Annotated in this window: 20 protein-coding genes; 6 read left to right on the top strand and 14 right to left on the bottom strand. The window is 62.7% G+C overall.

Annotation, left to right across the window (positions count from 1 at the left end; genetic code table 11):
• The 5 genes from GOX53_RS27550 to GOX53_RS27530 form a co-directional block, all read right to left on the bottom strand.
• A partial coding sequence (locus GOX53_RS27550; protein ID WP_171182081.1) for a DUF2493 domain-containing protein occupies positions 1-661 on the bottom strand: 661 nt, incomplete at its 3' end.
• 561 nt (positions 662-1,222) lie between these two features.
• Positions 1,223-1,855: a hypothetical protein gene (locus tag GOX53_RS27545; RefSeq protein ID WP_171182080.1), complete on the bottom strand. Its 633-nt coding sequence runs from the start codon at positions 1,853-1,855 to the stop codon at positions 1,223-1,225.
• Between the two features lie 111 nt (positions 1,856-1,966).
• The gene (locus GOX53_RS27540; RefSeq protein WP_171182078.1) at positions 1,967-2,176 is read right to left on the bottom strand and encodes a hypothetical protein; all 210 of its coding nucleotides are present in this window, start codon (positions 2,174-2,176) and stop codon (positions 1,967-1,969) included.
• 106 nt (positions 2,177-2,282) lie between these two features.
• A complete protein-coding gene (locus GOX53_RS27535; protein ID WP_171182077.1) occupies positions 2,283-2,612 on the bottom strand; it encodes a DUF736 family protein in 330 nt (109 codons plus the stop codon).
• A 220-nt stretch (positions 2,613-2,832) separates the two neighbouring features.
• Positions 2,833-3,222, bottom strand: coding sequence for a hypothetical protein (locus tag GOX53_RS27530; RefSeq protein ID WP_171182076.1), 390 nt, complete (start codon positions 3,220-3,222; stop codon positions 2,833-2,835).
• A 190-nt stretch (positions 3,223-3,412) separates the two neighbouring features.
• Here GOX53_RS27530 and GOX53_RS27525 point away from each other — a divergent pair, with 190 nt between their 5' ends.
• Entirely contained in the window at positions 3,413-3,724 is a 312-nt protein-coding gene (locus tag GOX53_RS27525; protein ID WP_171182075.1) for a hypothetical protein, read from the top strand.
• Between the two features lie 180 nt (positions 3,725-3,904).
• Here GOX53_RS27525 and GOX53_RS30185 read toward each other — a convergent pair whose 3' ends face one another.
• Positions 3,905-4,030, bottom strand: a complete 126-nt coding sequence (locus GOX53_RS30185; protein WP_256415917.1) for a hypothetical protein — start codon at positions 4,028-4,030, stop codon at positions 3,905-3,907.
• The gene (locus tag GOX53_RS27520) at positions 4,030-4,935 is read right to left on the bottom strand and encodes an ArdC family protein (protein WP_171182074.1); all 906 of its coding nucleotides are present in this window, start codon (positions 4,933-4,935) and stop codon (positions 4,030-4,032) included. Before GOX53_RS27520 ends, GOX53_RS30185 begins: the two co-directional genes overlap by 1 nt.
• A 76-nt stretch (positions 4,936-5,011) precedes the next feature.
• On the opposite strand from GOX53_RS27520, the gene GOX53_RS27515 reads away from it, so the two are divergent.
• Complete coding sequence (locus GOX53_RS27515; RefSeq protein WP_171182073.1) at positions 5,012-5,323, top strand: hypothetical protein; 312 nt, start codon at positions 5,012-5,014, stop codon at positions 5,321-5,323.
• A gap of 21 nt (positions 5,324-5,344) precedes the next feature.
• On the opposite strand, the gene GOX53_RS27510 is transcribed toward GOX53_RS27515, so the two are convergent.
• Together GOX53_RS27510 and GOX53_RS27505 are read right to left on the bottom strand one after the other, a co-directional pair.
• Complete coding sequence (locus GOX53_RS27510) at positions 5,345-5,797, bottom strand: hypothetical protein (RefSeq protein WP_171182072.1); 453 nt, start codon at positions 5,795-5,797, stop codon at positions 5,345-5,347.
• Between the two features lie 2 nt (positions 5,798-5,799).
• Positions 5,800-6,192: a DUF6878 family protein gene (locus GOX53_RS27505; protein WP_171182071.1), complete on the bottom strand. Its 393-nt coding sequence runs from the start codon at positions 6,190-6,192 to the stop codon at positions 5,800-5,802.
• A 354-nt stretch (positions 6,193-6,546) separates the two neighbouring features.
• On the opposite strand from GOX53_RS27505, the gene GOX53_RS27500 reads away from it, so the two are divergent.
• The gene (locus GOX53_RS27500) at positions 6,547-6,792 is read left to right on the top strand and encodes a hypothetical protein (RefSeq protein WP_171182070.1); all 246 of its coding nucleotides are present in this window, start codon (positions 6,547-6,549) and stop codon (positions 6,790-6,792) included.
• Positions 6,793-6,824: 32 nt separating this feature from the next.
• Here the strand turns inward: GOX53_RS27500 and GOX53_RS27495 are convergent, their stop codons facing one another.
• The 5 genes from GOX53_RS27495 to GOX53_RS27475 all read right to left on the bottom strand — a co-directional run bounded on the left by GOX53_RS27495 (position 6,825) and on the right by GOX53_RS27475 (position 10,989).
• Positions 6,825-7,526, bottom strand: coding sequence for a LuxR family transcriptional regulator (locus GOX53_RS27495; RefSeq protein WP_171182069.1), 702 nt, complete (start codon positions 7,524-7,526; stop codon positions 6,825-6,827).
• Positions 7,527-7,719: 193 nt separating this feature from the next.
• Complete coding sequence (locus GOX53_RS27490; RefSeq protein WP_171182068.1) at positions 7,720-8,202, bottom strand: hypothetical protein; 483 nt, start codon at positions 8,200-8,202, stop codon at positions 7,720-7,722.
• 6 nt (positions 8,203-8,208) lie between these two features.
• Entirely contained in the window at positions 8,209-8,760 is a 552-nt protein-coding gene (locus GOX53_RS27485; protein WP_171182066.1) for a hypothetical protein, read from the bottom strand.
• A 17-nt stretch (positions 8,761-8,777) separates the two neighbouring features.
• On the bottom strand, positions 8,778-8,954 hold the full coding sequence (locus GOX53_RS27480) for a hypothetical protein (protein ID WP_171182065.1): 177 nt from the start codon (positions 8,952-8,954) through the stop codon (positions 8,778-8,780).
• 85 nt (positions 8,955-9,039) lie between these two features.
• The gene (locus GOX53_RS27475) at positions 9,040-10,989 is read right to left on the bottom strand and encodes a strawberry notch C-terminal domain-containing protein (RefSeq protein ID WP_371810446.1); all 1,950 of its coding nucleotides are present in this window, start codon (positions 10,987-10,989) and stop codon (positions 9,040-9,042) included.
• Positions 10,990-11,212: 223 nt separating this feature from the next.
• On the opposite strand from GOX53_RS27475, the gene GOX53_RS27470 reads away from it, so the two are divergent.
• The 3 genes from GOX53_RS27470 to GOX53_RS27460 form a co-directional block, all read left to right on the top strand.
• On the top strand, positions 11,213-11,602 hold the full coding sequence (locus tag GOX53_RS27470) for a TraV family lipoprotein (RefSeq protein ID WP_171182064.1): 390 nt from the start codon (positions 11,213-11,215) through the stop codon (positions 11,600-11,602).
• Positions 11,602-11,841 carry a hypothetical protein gene (locus GOX53_RS27465; RefSeq protein ID WP_171182063.1) on the top strand — a complete coding sequence of 80 codons (240 nt, stop codon included), beginning with the start codon at positions 11,602-11,604 and terminating at the stop codon, positions 11,839-11,841. Before GOX53_RS27470 ends, GOX53_RS27465 begins: the two co-directional genes overlap by 1 nt.
• Positions 11,838-13,914 (top strand): TraC family protein (locus GOX53_RS27460; RefSeq protein WP_171182062.1); only part of this gene is annotated, 2,077 nt, incomplete at its 3' end. The genes GOX53_RS27465 and GOX53_RS27460, both read left to right, overlap by 4 nt.

The following is a 13,914-nucleotide window of genomic DNA, read 5'->3' as shown; positions in this document are numbered from 1 at the left end:
CCTTGTGGTAGAGGATCAGGTCCGAGGCGTAGCTGTCGCGGAACCGCACCCGGATCTTGTCCAGCGTATCCCAGATATAGGTGTGATCGGACCAGTCCCGGTCCCCGGCAAGGGCCAGTGGCGTGCCTTCGATTTCGAACTGCGCGGCCTGCTGGCGCTCGTGGGTTTCCAGCCACTGACGGGCTTCGAACACCGCACCGCTCAGATGCGCCATGCGGGAGCGGCGGCCTCCTGCCGCAGGCAGGAAGGCCGCGCCGGTCTGTTGCTCGTAACACTGCGCGGCGGTTTCCGCCATCAGGTCGAGCGCATCCCGCAGATCGCGGGCCCGGTCTGCCCTGGCCTGGGTATCCTCGATCTGCATGGTGACGATCTCGGACCCGTCCTCGGCGCGGATGAGACCGCGCAGGGTATCGGCATGGGCGGAAAGGTCCTTGTCGGCCGCGTCCCGGCGGCGGAAGATGAGCGAGGCCAGCCCATGTGCGATGGGTTCGATTTCCCGGTGCAGGCCGGTATTGACCATACCGGAGAACAGGGCCTCGAAGGTTTCGCGCACGATGGCGTCGCGCAGCTCGTCATCACTGGGAATGGGCAGATCGTCGGCTGTCTCGGTGAGCCCGAACAGCTCGATGGTGTCATAGGCGCTCGCTTGGTCGTAAGCCATGGTCTTGTCTCCTTGTGTCGGGATTGGTTGGCACACCACGGGAGTGTGGCGGCATGGCCGAATGTCCGGGTTCCGAATCTGTCCGGGTCAGGGACGGCGCAGCCGCCGGCGTGCCGGGCGCGAAAGTTTTCAGGGGGTGTCCGCTGCCACAGGCGCGCCGGCGCGCACGGGACAGGCCCCGCCAACCCCACCGCGGTCGCCGAAAAGTTTCGCGATCCTTGACGCGGGCTGATTTGGGGGCCATCCGGAGGATATGCTTCCACACTCATGTGTGTGTGAGTGACGGCAGGTGTGCCCGACGCGAGCAGGCAAACGGCGCGACCGGACGCGGACGGACGGATGCAGCGGCGGGATCGTTTTGCCGGGGCAAAACAGACCGGAGCGCAATCCGGCGAAGCGGCCGGGGAGCACCGTGCTCGCGAGACGGGCAAACCGGGAACCTGGGCGCAACGCCGCGGTGAGGCCGCATGGCCGAATGCGCGATCGGCCTGGGGCCGATGCTCTCCTGCGACACGCGCAGCCGAGCAGGAGGGGCCGTCAGGGCAACGGCCTGCGGTGCTATCAGGCCGGGGCATCCTCCAGATCTCCAAGGCGCAGAAACAGCCTGGAGGCCAGTACCCGGTCCTGCGCCGCCCGGTCCTTGTCCCTGTTTGCGGACGCGGCGGCTTGCAGATGATGGTAGGCCGCGTGACGTTCGGCCAGCCGGTATGCGTCGGGGTCTTCGGCAATGTCCCGCGCCGTCAGGATGGTCACGAACAGGTCCGGCGATGCGAAGAGGTTGGCAATCCGCGTGCCCGACGCATCCGTGCGCGACAGGGGAAATGGCGGGCGTTTGAGATCCAGCCGGCCAAGGCTGTAGCTGTGCAGCACGCCCAGCAGGCGCGAAGGGTCGGCGGGGTATGGGGCGCAATCCCACAGCTTGCGCATGGCACGGCGTTCCGCGTCGGGCAGCGCGTCGATCATGTGCCGGGCGTCGCGCCACTGCGCGGCCCGGGCGCTGCGATCCCGTGCCTCCCGAGCGTCCCATGCCGCGGCGCGGTCCTGCATAACCTGGTCTTCGCCGGGCTGCGCCTCCGCGATCTGGTCGGCAAAGAGCGGCAGGGCCTCCCGCTCGAGGCGCTGTTTCCTGCGAAGTGCGGCCCGTTTGCGGGACGTGTCGGTGAAGGCGTGACGGGGCCAGGGTTTGAACCGCATCGTCCTGGCCTCAGGTCCCGGTGCCGGGGGTCGCCCGGCCGCGCCGAAGCGCTTCTGTCATATCGTCGATCATCTCGAACGCGGTCATCGCTCATCCTCCGGGTGTTTGTCTCAATCGGACAGTCTCGACAGGACCATCCCGCCGAGCTTGAGGGTTGCGATCGATCCGGTTCCGGCAGGATGAAAGCCATACCAGCGGTCATCGCCGTTGCTGTAATCGACCCCATACATCCACTCGACGCCGCGCCCCGTTGCACAATCGCGAAAGACGCGCGTTCTGCGCCCGAAGGCTGCGCCGTTGTCGTGATAAATGGCGGTCATGTCATCGTCTCCCTTGCCGTTTGCGGTAAATTGAGCCCGGATCCCTCGGGACCCGGGCCGAGGCGCCGCCGCCGGCGGCAGCCGGGCGGCGGCGGTGCTGCGGATCTCAGGCCGCGGCGGGCAGCTGCGGGATGATCCGGTATTCGCCCGGGCCCGCCTCCTCGTCCTGGACCGCGTTGGCGCGGATCACGCCCTGGGGCATGTTCAGCGCGAGCGAGAAATAGTCGTTGCCGGCACGGCTGGTCGAAGACCAGGCGGAGCCGATCCGCACGGTGCGGCCACGCGGGGATTGCACCTCGATCACATAGTCCGGGTGGCTGTCCTTCTGCTTGAACGCGTTGGGGACCATGGTGAACGGGAAGTCGAAGTTCATCGAGGCGATGTCGCCTGCAAATGCGTCGTCTGCGTCCATGCGGGTGATTTTTCCGTCGAGCATCGTTTTGTCTCCTGATTTCGATGATGGTGGGTGGCCAGGCTGGCCGGTGTCTTCTCATGCCCCCTTCCCCGGGGACATGAAGTCATGAAGACATCTCTTCCTTTATGGCGTGTCGGGTTCTTCCGGACCCTCCGGCAACGCCGAACGCGTTGTGCGGCGCAAACGCTGCCTCGACCTTGCCTGCGGGTGACCGGGTCTCCTCAAACCCGGCACGCAAGGGCTATGCCGCCTCCGCCGCGCCGCCGTCGGGGATGAGCGCCTCGCCCGCCAGCAACTGCTTCAGCTGGTGGATCTGGCCGTGGCCCAGCATGTCGTGAATGCGCTCGGGATCCGCCTCGACCCGCTCCCGCACCAGGCGCAGCTGTTTCCGGCTGTAGCGGTCCAGCGGAACGATCAGCAGGTAACCGTCGCCTTTCTGGCCGGTCGACCAGCTGCGGATGGCACCGGCCTCGGTGCTGTTGAGCCGATAGATCTGGCTGGCAAAATAGATGCCTTTTGGTTTCTGGCTGTAATCCCAAAAGTTGATCCCGCCGCGGTCGTAATACACATCCAGGTCGCGCCAGAGATTGCCTTCGAGATTTTTGCTATGAACGGTTCTGTCTTGTGCCATCGGTGGCCTCCATGTCTGTCTCGATCCCCAACCGGGATCGCAAGGACAAGGAGCCGCCTCTTTCTCTTGGAAGCGATGGCGGCCCAGCCGGAACCACATATGGTAGGTTGAAGAACCTCAACCCCAATATGCTTGAATAAACCCCCTGTTTGTTCTAGGCTGGGTGCAAGCTGCCAGAGGGGGAAATCTGATGTCCGGACAGACTGCCACTGTTCCATCCCAGACATTGCCTGCGACGCCGAAACAACTCGCCTATGCCCGGCGGATCTCCCAGGAGCGGAACGTCGTTTTGCCCTGGGAGATTCAGCAGGACCGCTATGAGCTGAGCCGCTGGATCGATGCCCAGCTGCAGGCGCCTGCCGCGGACAGGGATCCCCGGCCGAGCTCCAAACAGGTTGCCTTTGCCGAACGCATCGCCCGGATCAAGCGCAGCGTGGTTCCGGACGAATGCTTCCGCGATCGCGTGCTGATGTCGCGCTGGATCGACAGCAACAAGCCCTGAGCCGGCTCAGTCCGGATCGTCGTCTTCCGAGAGATCGACAACCGAGACCGCTCCCTCCCCATCGACAATGAGCGCGTTGTGTTTCATTGAACCCTGCGACATGGCCGAACGCGTTGTGCTTCGCAAACGCTGCCTCGGCCCTGCCTTCGGGTCCCCAAACGTCTTTAAACCCAACGCGCTTTAACTGAACACGGTGGCCGTGTTGAGCGGGTCGTGATCCCGCATGATCACCAGGGCGCGTGCTGCAGCCTCATCCGCTGTTCCGGCCTCGATGTCGATTTCCCGGATGACGCGAAAGCTTTGCATCAGGCGGCCTCCTGCCCGGAAGGTGCAACAGGCTCCCCGGCCTTGTCGAAGGCCCAGTCCGCGGCGGCCTGGGCATGTGCCGCAGCGCGCAGGATCGCTTTGTGATCGTCTTCGAGCGTTTCGATCCAGCTCTGGAGGTACGCGGCATTCTGCTCGAAGGACGGTTGAATGCCCAGCCGGGCGCAAAGCATGGCGCCCCCCAACTCGGCGAAGATTTCATGGTGCGGAACCTGGTTCCGCCGGGTCTTTCCGGGAAACGTGATGTTCAGCCGCCGGCCGTCGCTGATCGCGTGGGCACATTCATGGCTGAGGGTATCAAAATAGCCGTGGGCGGTCTCGAAGGTGTGCACGGGGGGCATGTGGATCAGATCCCGGGTTGGGTCGTAGTAAGCACGGGGCTCGTCGCTGTGCTGGATCCCGATGCCGAGCCTGTGGAACCAGGCGTCGAGCTCCGGATCACTTTCGGTGCCGAAATCGCGGATCCCGGCCGGGCGGTCGTACCAGTGCGCGTCGAGCCCATCGATCTGATCGCAGTTGAACACGCGGTAGGCGCGCGCATAGCGGATCACCGAGGGTTCGCCGTCGACACCATTGCCGTCGTCCTTCCGGATTTCGCCGTATTTGATCACGGTGGTCGACTTTTCACCGCGGCGCACCTGGCCGCCGAGATCGAGCGACTGTTTATACGTCATCCACGACGACGCGCTGAAACCGTGGTTCATGGCGGCGATCCAGAGCATGAGGACGTTGATGCCGCGATACTGCGCACCGGTGACCCGGCGCGGCAGGGTCAGACCCCCCTGCCCGCCTGACCACGGCTGGCGCCAGGGGACGGTGCCCTTCTTCAGCTCGGCGAGGATCTGATTGGTGACATGTGTGTAGACATCGAATTTCGGCTTGCCCATGATGGCCTCCTGTTGGTGAAGAGATTCACCAGGCCCATCAGCCATCTTTTCCTCTGCCCCCCGGGACGGACCCATCATGAAACACGGAACTCTTCTCAGGGTGATTGCGTCCCATAATCTCTGGGTGGAATGCCGCGCCTGCGGCCACGGGGCGGAGCTGCGTGTGTCGGAGCTCCTGGAACTGACCTGCGCGGATGCCGCCGTCCGGGACATTCTGCCCCGCCTGAAATGCACCAGATGCCGGCAGAAGCAGATCGGAGACGTGCGCATCCTGTCTCCGGATGTCAGCAGCAACCACCATGTTGCCCGCCAGCCGGCGGAGCAACATGGCGTCCTCGAAGACGAGGGATTTACCGCGGACGGACCCCATGACGGGGTCGCGCGATAAGGCGGGGCGGGTCACTCACCGTCAGGGGCACTGGCGGATGCGGTGACTGTCCTGCCAGTCCTTGAGACCGAGAAGGGTCTGGCGGCCTGCGACCGCCTGCCGCCATGCGCCGACACCCGCCGCATCCGGATCGATCTCGATGTCCGGAAGCAGAATGCCATTGACCATCCAGCTCTCGATCGGCAGCGCCTTCAGCCAGTCGGCCGCCGTCGGAATGCAGCGGCAATCCTCGCGCACGTGCTGCTCGCCGATAAACCGGGTCGGGACCTTCCGCCCGGCGCTGTTGGTGATGGTCACCCCAAAGACCTGTTCGGCGAGGAAAACACCCTGGGCGTGGTGGCGGATGGCGCGGTGCGCCGGCGTCGGCAGCCAGGCCTTGGTCTGGTCAAACCATGTATGGACAGCGCAGTAGTCCTCCGGTACGCCGCCGAATTTCCGGGCCGAGCTTTCCGCGTGATGATAGGAATGAGCCATGATCATACGTCCTCGTGCTCTGAGTATCTTGTGTCGGTGAAGCGCTCGCTGTGGCTCACGTCGATCCTGTCGGTGCGCAGATCCCAGCTGATCTCGCCATAGGCGCCGTCGTTGATCTCGAAGCCGGGATTCAGGTTATAGGCGACGGCCCAGAGGAAATCCTCCAGCCCCTCCAGCTGGTTCGCCTCGAGCGCGGCATCGCCCCGCACGCCTTCAGGAAACAGGATCACGTCCTCGATATTGCCGCTGTCGCCATAGCCGTCATAGGTGGCCTCGATCTGCTCGATGCCCAGCTTGCGCAGCTTTGGAAGAAGGGCGGTGCGTTTCCCGGCGAGCTCGTCTTTCCGTTCCCGGGCCATGCGCTGCATGGTTTCGTTGATCGTTGTCCAGTCCATTTCCTTGCTCCTGATCGGGTTGAAAACACCCGGTCAGAAGCCCTCTTTGACTTTTGTCGTTGGGCGCGGCGCTGTCGCCCGCCCGGACGCCGGCTCCGCGCGGTCGCAGGACGCAGGACGCAGGACGGAAACCGCCCAAGTCCCCGGGGCGCGATGCCGGGACCAATCCCCGCAGGCGCCGGAATATGGCTTGATCAGCACACCTGGAGGAAAAGTTGGGACATTCAGGGCCGTGATCGGCAAACCCCGGGCCCGCGCGTGTATCAACCTGAAAGGCCGTGCGTTGCCTGACCCGGTTTCGGTCGGCATGTCTGCGGAAAAAGGAAGAAGCTAAACCCCGTGGAGCTCCTCACCATGCGTTCGCCAATCACCCTTCCGTTCATCGTTTCCGCGGCTGCAGTGTCGGGTTGCGCCGCACCCGAGTATTTCGAAACAAAGCCCGTCGAGGTTGAAACCCCAAAAGGTGTCGTGACCTGCCAGCTCTACTTGCCGGAGGAAGTGGCCTGGGATCAGGCCGTGCTGGCGCCGCCGGGGATGTCCATCCCGGAAGCCGACGAGATCTGCCGGATCGAAGGCTACCGCCGAAAGAAGGAAGAGTGATCCCGGGCCGATGAACGGCGGTGAGAAGTCGATCAGCCGGGAAAGATCAGCCCGGCCCTGATCGCGCGCGCGATGGTCTGCGGCGTGGTGAGCGCGTTCAGCTTTTCCCTGCTGGAGCGCAGGTGCACCTCGACGGTGCGGTGCGAAATCGACAGGATGTCGCCAATTTCGTGCTGCGTCTTGCCGGCGGCGACCCATTGCAGGATCTCGACTTCGCGGTTGGACAAGGTGGGGTGATGCAGCAGTTGGTGGATCCTGTCCGAGCGCATGACGGAATCGTGGATATGAACGGCCAAGGACTGAAGATCTCCGATCACGTGGCGGATCAGTTTCTGCCATTCGGTCTTTGAGCAGTCTCGTGTAGCGCTGAGCATGCCGACGTCGCCATATGGCCCGCGTACGGGAATGGTGATGCCCTGGTTTGAAATCCCGAAGTCATTGGCGTCCCGAAACACCCTGTCGAAATTCGGGCTGTTCTGCAGCCGGCTCCAATCGACCGGCGCCACTGAGCGCTTCGTCATGTGCAGGGTGGGGTCGATCATCTGGAAGCCTTGCTCCACATAGTGGAGCTTCCAGGCATCGTCGTAGGTCACATGTCCATGAACCGTTCCGGCAGACGGGTTGAGCCCGGCGTAGGACGCATGGTCCATTTCGAGCTGTTCGCGCACCTGGTAGAGGAATTTTGCGTATGTCGTGTCCGACGGCGGCAGCGTGCTGAGATCGACGACATCCATGCTTCAGCCTGTGGCCCTCGCCACGCCCCAACTGACCTTTCCCTAACGTCAAGCAGAACAACACAGATTTTCACTCGTAACAAGGTCTTGTCTTATTCGTCTGTAAGGAACCATCGGACGGTGTTTGATCAGGGATGGACGATGGTTGAAGTCGAGCGGTCATAATACTGGCCATGCAACATCGTTGGAGAGGTCAATAACCATCAAGTTCAACCTTGCCGTTGGCTTCATATTCCTGGATCAGGAACCGAACGCCCAGATTGTCGTTGGGACATATCTTGTACAGCTTCCGCCAGATCGCGACGGCCTCTTCGAGCGTGCCCTCCCTCGGGTCGGTGGCGAGGGCCAGCGAGAGGGATTGGAGTGCCCGCATGAATGGCCGCGTGTCAATATTGGCCCAAAAGGTGAAGTCATCACTCGGTGCGGCAAGGATTTCCTTTTCCCATTGCTCGTCGCCAATACGGGCGCCTTCGCGCAGGAGGGCGACCTTTTCGGCCTGCGTGCGTGCCGCCCTCGACAGGATCACATAGCAGTCTATCGCGTTTGGCTCTTGTTCAAGCGCCTCCCTGGCTTTGTGTTCGGCCAGGCCAAGCTCGCCCCTGCGGATGAATTCCCAGGCTTCATCTTCGATGTCCGGCCAGTTATCCACTTTTCGGCTGCCTTGGTCGTGTGTCATCGATGTTCATCGTCCTCCCGGTTTCGCGGCTTTTTTGGCCCTTCGGCTCCTGATGATCTCCTGTGGTGTCGATACAAGCCACACCGGCTCAATCCCAACCGACCCATGTCTGCCGGGGCCTCCTTTTGACTTCAACCCCTTTTCGCTCAACAGACGATCTTCGCCCCCAGTAATCGTGATCATCGGATCCGACCTAAAATGTTCCCAGACGTCTGTCGGCTGCAGCGTCTTCGCGCCCCTCACGATCCAGTCCCAGCTTTCCTTCAGCGGGAGCGGATGCTCGTTGATCGTGTGCTGTTGCCAGATTCGCGTGGTCTTTACAGTGGCAAGCAGCGCTTTCGCTGCAACGCTGACACGCTTGTTCTGGTTCTTGAGCGTGCCCGAGCCGGCGTCTTTCCCGATGGCGGCGTAGTTGGACAACACACGCATTGCATATGTGATCGCCTGATCCCGTTTTGCGTCGTGCCTTGCTTCGTTGAGCAGGAACACCGCCCTGCGATAGACCGGACAGGTGTCATCCAGGGTCAGGCTATCAAATGTGTGGGTGTTTTGTTCCATCCCATAACGCCCTTGGCTCACGCGTATTTTCTCGAGCGGTTCTTGAACGGCTTGGAGCGTGCGTTCTCCCGCTTCGATGAAACCTTGATGACCCGCTCCCCTTTCCAGTCCTCATCCTTGTCGATCCTGATCTCGGCATCCTCCTGTTGCGCTTTCCGGACCGGTTTGCGCTCGAGCAGATCTTTTTTGTGCATGGGTGGGGCCTCCGGGATGGTTCGGGATTGCAATTGCATTTTTAATTGACCCGGATGATGATTCAAGAGACCCGGGTCAGGGGTGTCATTCGGCTGCGATCGCATCCGGCTCGGCGTTCGGACCACCGACAATCCGGGTGAGCGCAGCGAGTGCCGCAGCCTCCTCCCCCTCCTGCCAGGGCAGGAACACGCGCAGCTGGTACTGGTGGATCTCGGTGAAGCAGCCCAGTGACTTGAGCCAGGGCAAGGTCTCGCGGGCAACCCCGGAGAGCTCCAGCCTGTCCCGGCCGGCCACGCGGCGTTTGCGAAGGCTGTATCCGTTGCCGAGATCGACCGCGCGATCGGTGGTGAGCACGATGCGCAACAGATCCTCCGGGCTGCTCGCCTCGTCGAGTTTCATGAAACGGCCTCTGAGGGTGGCGGCCTGATCCTCATGCAGTGCGCGGCCAAGCAAGGCGGGGCCGTTTTCCGGCTGCACCCGGTAGATCCGAGTGTTATCACCGGGGATTCTGGTCCAGATCGGCAGGATGAGCCCGGTCAGGAGCTGCAGCTGGCGGGTCTCAGAGTCGGGAAGGTGCGTGACTTCCGCATCCCATAATGAACGGAAGGCGTCGACGCTGACAGGCTCCCAGTTCGACCGCTCAAACTCCTGCTCGGTCAGGTACCCCTTCTTCGCAGGCCGCACCATGCGGCGCTCAAAGCTGAGAGTGCCATCGCCGTCATAGACCTGTCGTGCGCGCGGGCTGATCAGGGCGACGGAACCGGACGCGGCGTTTCTCATCGGCGACAGTCTTGGATGGTTATCGAGAATTTCGTCTGCCGTGGCGTAGCTGAGGGCGTTTTCAATGGTGAGCGGCACCAGCGACGTGACCTGACCGGTCACCTCACAGCGGCGGAGCTCCTGCGGCTCCGCGGCGTTAATGCGGTCTCCGCGCAGGATCTCGAGGCCAACATCGAGCGTGCCGGCAGCACGGGCGCGGTGGGTCGCCGTCTCGATCTTGTCCATGAACTCGGCAAAGAGCGCGTTCTGCATGTCGATGGGCAAGGCCAGAACCCGGTTCAGAAACCGCTGGATCGGGGGCAGCTCATCGAGCAGCACGCCCTCTTCGGAGGTCAGCTTCAGCCCGGTCCAGCTGGTGAAGGCGTCATAGGTCATGGCCTCGCAGTCGCCACGGACAAGATCCCCATAGAGGCTGCGCAGACAGGCGCGCGCGATCGGGCTTTCGAGATTGTCGCTGGCGCGGAACAGCCCTTGGGATGCGGTCTCGCGTTGCCCTTTGGTAAGCGCACCGAGCGTGTCCAGGCGGCGGGCGATGGTCGAGGTGAAGCGCTTCTCCCCATGCACATTGCTGGTGCAGACCCGGAAGAATGGCGCTGACACCTGTGCGGCCCGGTGGGTCCGTCCGAGGCCCTGGATCGCGGCATCCGCACGCCATCCCGGCTCAAGCAGGTAATGGCGACGACGCTTCTGGTTCACCGCTGTTGCGGCGGCATGGTAGGATCTGCCGGTCCCACCCGCATCCGAGAAGATCAACAGCGGCTTGGTGTCCGACATGAAGGCGCGGGTCTCAGCTGCGTTTGCACTGGCGCCCCGGCGGGCAATGCGGATGTTGTCCGAGCCGTCCTTGACCGGGCGCTGGCTTCTGCCGGTGACCTCGGCCACATCGTCCTCGCCAAAGGCCCAGATGATCTGATCCAGCGCTGACGGCACCGGCGCCAGCAACATGATTTCCTCGAGCGCGGCGTCGCGAAGCGCCTCGGCCTCGCGCGAAATCACCAGTTGGCCATTCTCGTCCCGCAAAGGCTGGGACAGCACCGATCCATCCTCCTGTTCGATGAGGACCTGTTGTGTGACGGGAAAGGCGCGTTCGAGGTATGAGATGACGTACTCACGCGGAGTGAGCGCTCCCTCCATGAGATCTTCGTCGGGATCCAGGCATTCCAGACGGCGTTTCAGAAGCGCTTCCCCGGTAGAGACGATCTGGACCACAGGTGCCCAACCATCCTCGATGTCCTGGCGGATCGCGGCGATCACGGCCGGCGCCTTCCTGCTCGGGATGTCTGGCTCTTTGGCTTAACGTGGACAACGTGTTTCTCGGCAGTCGTGTTCGAAGGTGCATTGCACGTTTATTCCCTGAAGCGTTGGCCGTTGCCGGATACCGCAGTGCCGGAGGATTCCTCCGATGGTTAGCCGACCCAAACGCCTGCACGCCACGCGTCGTCATTTCACCCGTAATTCCAAAAAAGGAGAAGGGCTCATGAAGCACCTTCTGGTCCTGCCGGTTATCGGCCTCATGGCGGCCTGCACCGCGTCCAACACGGAAAAAGACTTTCTCTGTGAGGCGCAGGCCGGATCGCCCTGTACGTCGATCGCGGCCGTCGATGGCACCGGCGCGGTCGGCGCCCAGTCGATTGCGGAGCGTCCCGAAGACACAGCCGTCAAGACCCTCACCCAAAACCCGCTCTGGGTCGGGAAAGGCGGGGCCAAGGGCCTACCGGATGGCGGCTTTCCCTACAACGCGGCGGCCTACAGGTCTCCGGAAGTCGTGGGCACGCTGTGGATCGCGCCGATCCTCGACGATGGCGGCATCCTGCATGAGGCGCGGTTTGTTCATTTCGTGATCCAGGAAGGCAAGTGGCGTCAGTGATGAGCGACAGGAAAGACGGAAAGACGCCCGCCACCGGGCGGGGCGAGAAGGCGGAACGGATGGCGGAGATCCGCAAGAGCCGCCGCGAGGCCGGGTTTGTGGAGATGAACAACTGGGTGCCGCAGGAATGGGCCCAGGCGGTTCGCGACTATTGCTGGAAGCTGATCGACCAGGCCGGGCGCCCGTTCCCGCACAGGCTGACAGATGGGCGTGCGCGCCGGGATCGGAGGGGCAAATGAATTTCATGAAAGAGGCAATGTCGGGGCTCTTTGGCGACACACCCTGGACCGAAGAGACACCGGAGCTGATGGATGGGGAAGTGCTCTCCGATATCTTGCCGTACCGGGTCTATGACCCCGAGACCAGTCTTTACCATTTCGAGCATGGGACCGGGTTTCTGATGGAGGTTGGCCCGGCGGTTGGCCGGGCGGATCTGGCCGAAAATGTCGGCGGTGTCATCAACCAGAACCTGCCCTCCGACGCCACCTTCCAGGTGCTGAACTGGACCTCGCCGAATGTCGAACAGCTGAGCGGCGCCTGGAAACAAGCGCGGCAAGGGCGCTCGGATCTCATCGACGAGATGATCGAGCAGCGCGTGCATCATTTTAACGATATCCGGTTTGGCTCCGAGGTGAGCGGTGCAAGGGCCATCCCGTTTGACCGTCATGTGTTCCTGGCCGCCTGGATCGACAATACCGACATCACGCTCGATCAGGAAAAGAAGCTGCAGACGCTGCGGTCTGGGCTGCGCAACGTGTTCACCACCGTGAGCTGGTGCGAGGATGTCGAGCCGCGCCGGCTGCTGGGGCTCCTGCGGGAGCTGCTGCATGTGTCCCGGCCAAAGGGCAGCGAGGCAGACTGGGCGGAGGAAGCCTATGACGAAGGCATGCCGCTCAATTTCCAGGTGCCGGGCGCGACCCTGAAGGTCAGCAGCGATGCGTTGATGTTCTCCGGTGATCCCGACCTGTCGGCCACGGTGTCCTCGATCACCGCCTATCCGCCGGAATGGGCCTTTGGGCTTGGCCTGTCTCTCAACGGAGATGCCGTTCGACTGATGGACAGGCCGGCCGGCCCGGTTCTGACCGCGTTCACGATGCAGGCGATGAACGTGCAGAAGACGTCCTCTTTTGTCGTCGGAAAGCGGGGCAAGAACGAACACGCCGAGAGCAGCCAATGGTCCAAGTTCACGCCCCGGTTCGGAGAGAAGAAACGCGAATTCGACGAGCTTGACCAGGAAATTCATGCGGGCGAGCGGTTGTTCGAGACGCTTTATACGGTTGTAGCTTACAACAAAGGCGGTGCGGCAGACGGGCAGATTGCAGCCTCAGAGATGGAATCGATCTATCGCCGCCAGCGCATCCGTATGTCGAAGGACACCTACCTGCAGCTGCCGCTGTTTCTGGCCAGCCTTCCCTTTGGCTGTTCGTCCAGGATGATGGTGGACTTCAAGCGCAACCAGCGCATGCGGCTCCTGAAAGGCTCCGCTGCGATGGCGTTCATGCCGCTGCACGGCGAATGGACCGGCAACTCGCGCGGGCCCGGCATGTTGCTGCTGGGCCGGCAGGGCCAGGTGTTCCAGTTCGACAATTTCCGCAGTTCCGCGAACTACAACATGGCGGTCACGGGCACGTCCGGTTCAGGCAAGTCCGTGTTCATGCAGGAGATGGCTTTCGGGATCGTGTCGACCGGCGGCCACGTCCTGATCATCGATGATGGCTACTCGTTCAAGACCACAGCCGAGATCCTCGGCGGCAAGCACATCGCGTTCGACGGCACCAAGAAAAACCGCCTGAACCCGTTCTCGCTGTTTGATGCGCAGGCCATGGACAACGAAGAATACCGGGCGGACGCGATCGAGCTTGTCACCCAGGTGGTGGTCACCATGGCGCGGCTTGGGGATTATCGCGGCGGACGGGTCGAGGAGATCGAGGAAGAATACATCGCCGAGGCGATCACCGCCGTCTGGGATGCCAAGGGGCCCGAGGGCGAGATCACCGATGTCAGGGATTACCTCGAGAAGCTGTCCAAATCGGACGAGCGGCTGCCGGACATCGTTCTCAAGCTCAATGCCTATTCGCGGGGTGGAGTATATGGCGCGTATTTCCAGGGACCCGCGAATATCAAGCTCGATGAGGCGCTGACGGTTGTCGAGCTGAGCGACATCAAGGGCCAGCGCGGTCTGGAGGCGGTTGTCCTGCAGATCGTGATGTTCCTTGGCACCGAGCTGATGTACCGGACATCGCGCGCAACACCGGTAGGCATCGTCATCGATGAGGCCTGGGATCTGCTCAAGGGCGAGGGAACGCCGAAGT

The sequence above is a fragment of the Ruegeria sp. HKCCD8929 genome (assembly GCF_013031405.1).
Taxonomy (GTDB): Bacteria; Pseudomonadota; Alphaproteobacteria; order Rhodobacterales; family Rhodobacteraceae; genus Ruegeria.
Note: the sequence above shows the minus strand (reverse complement) of the source record. Positions and strands in the feature narration are given on the sequence as shown.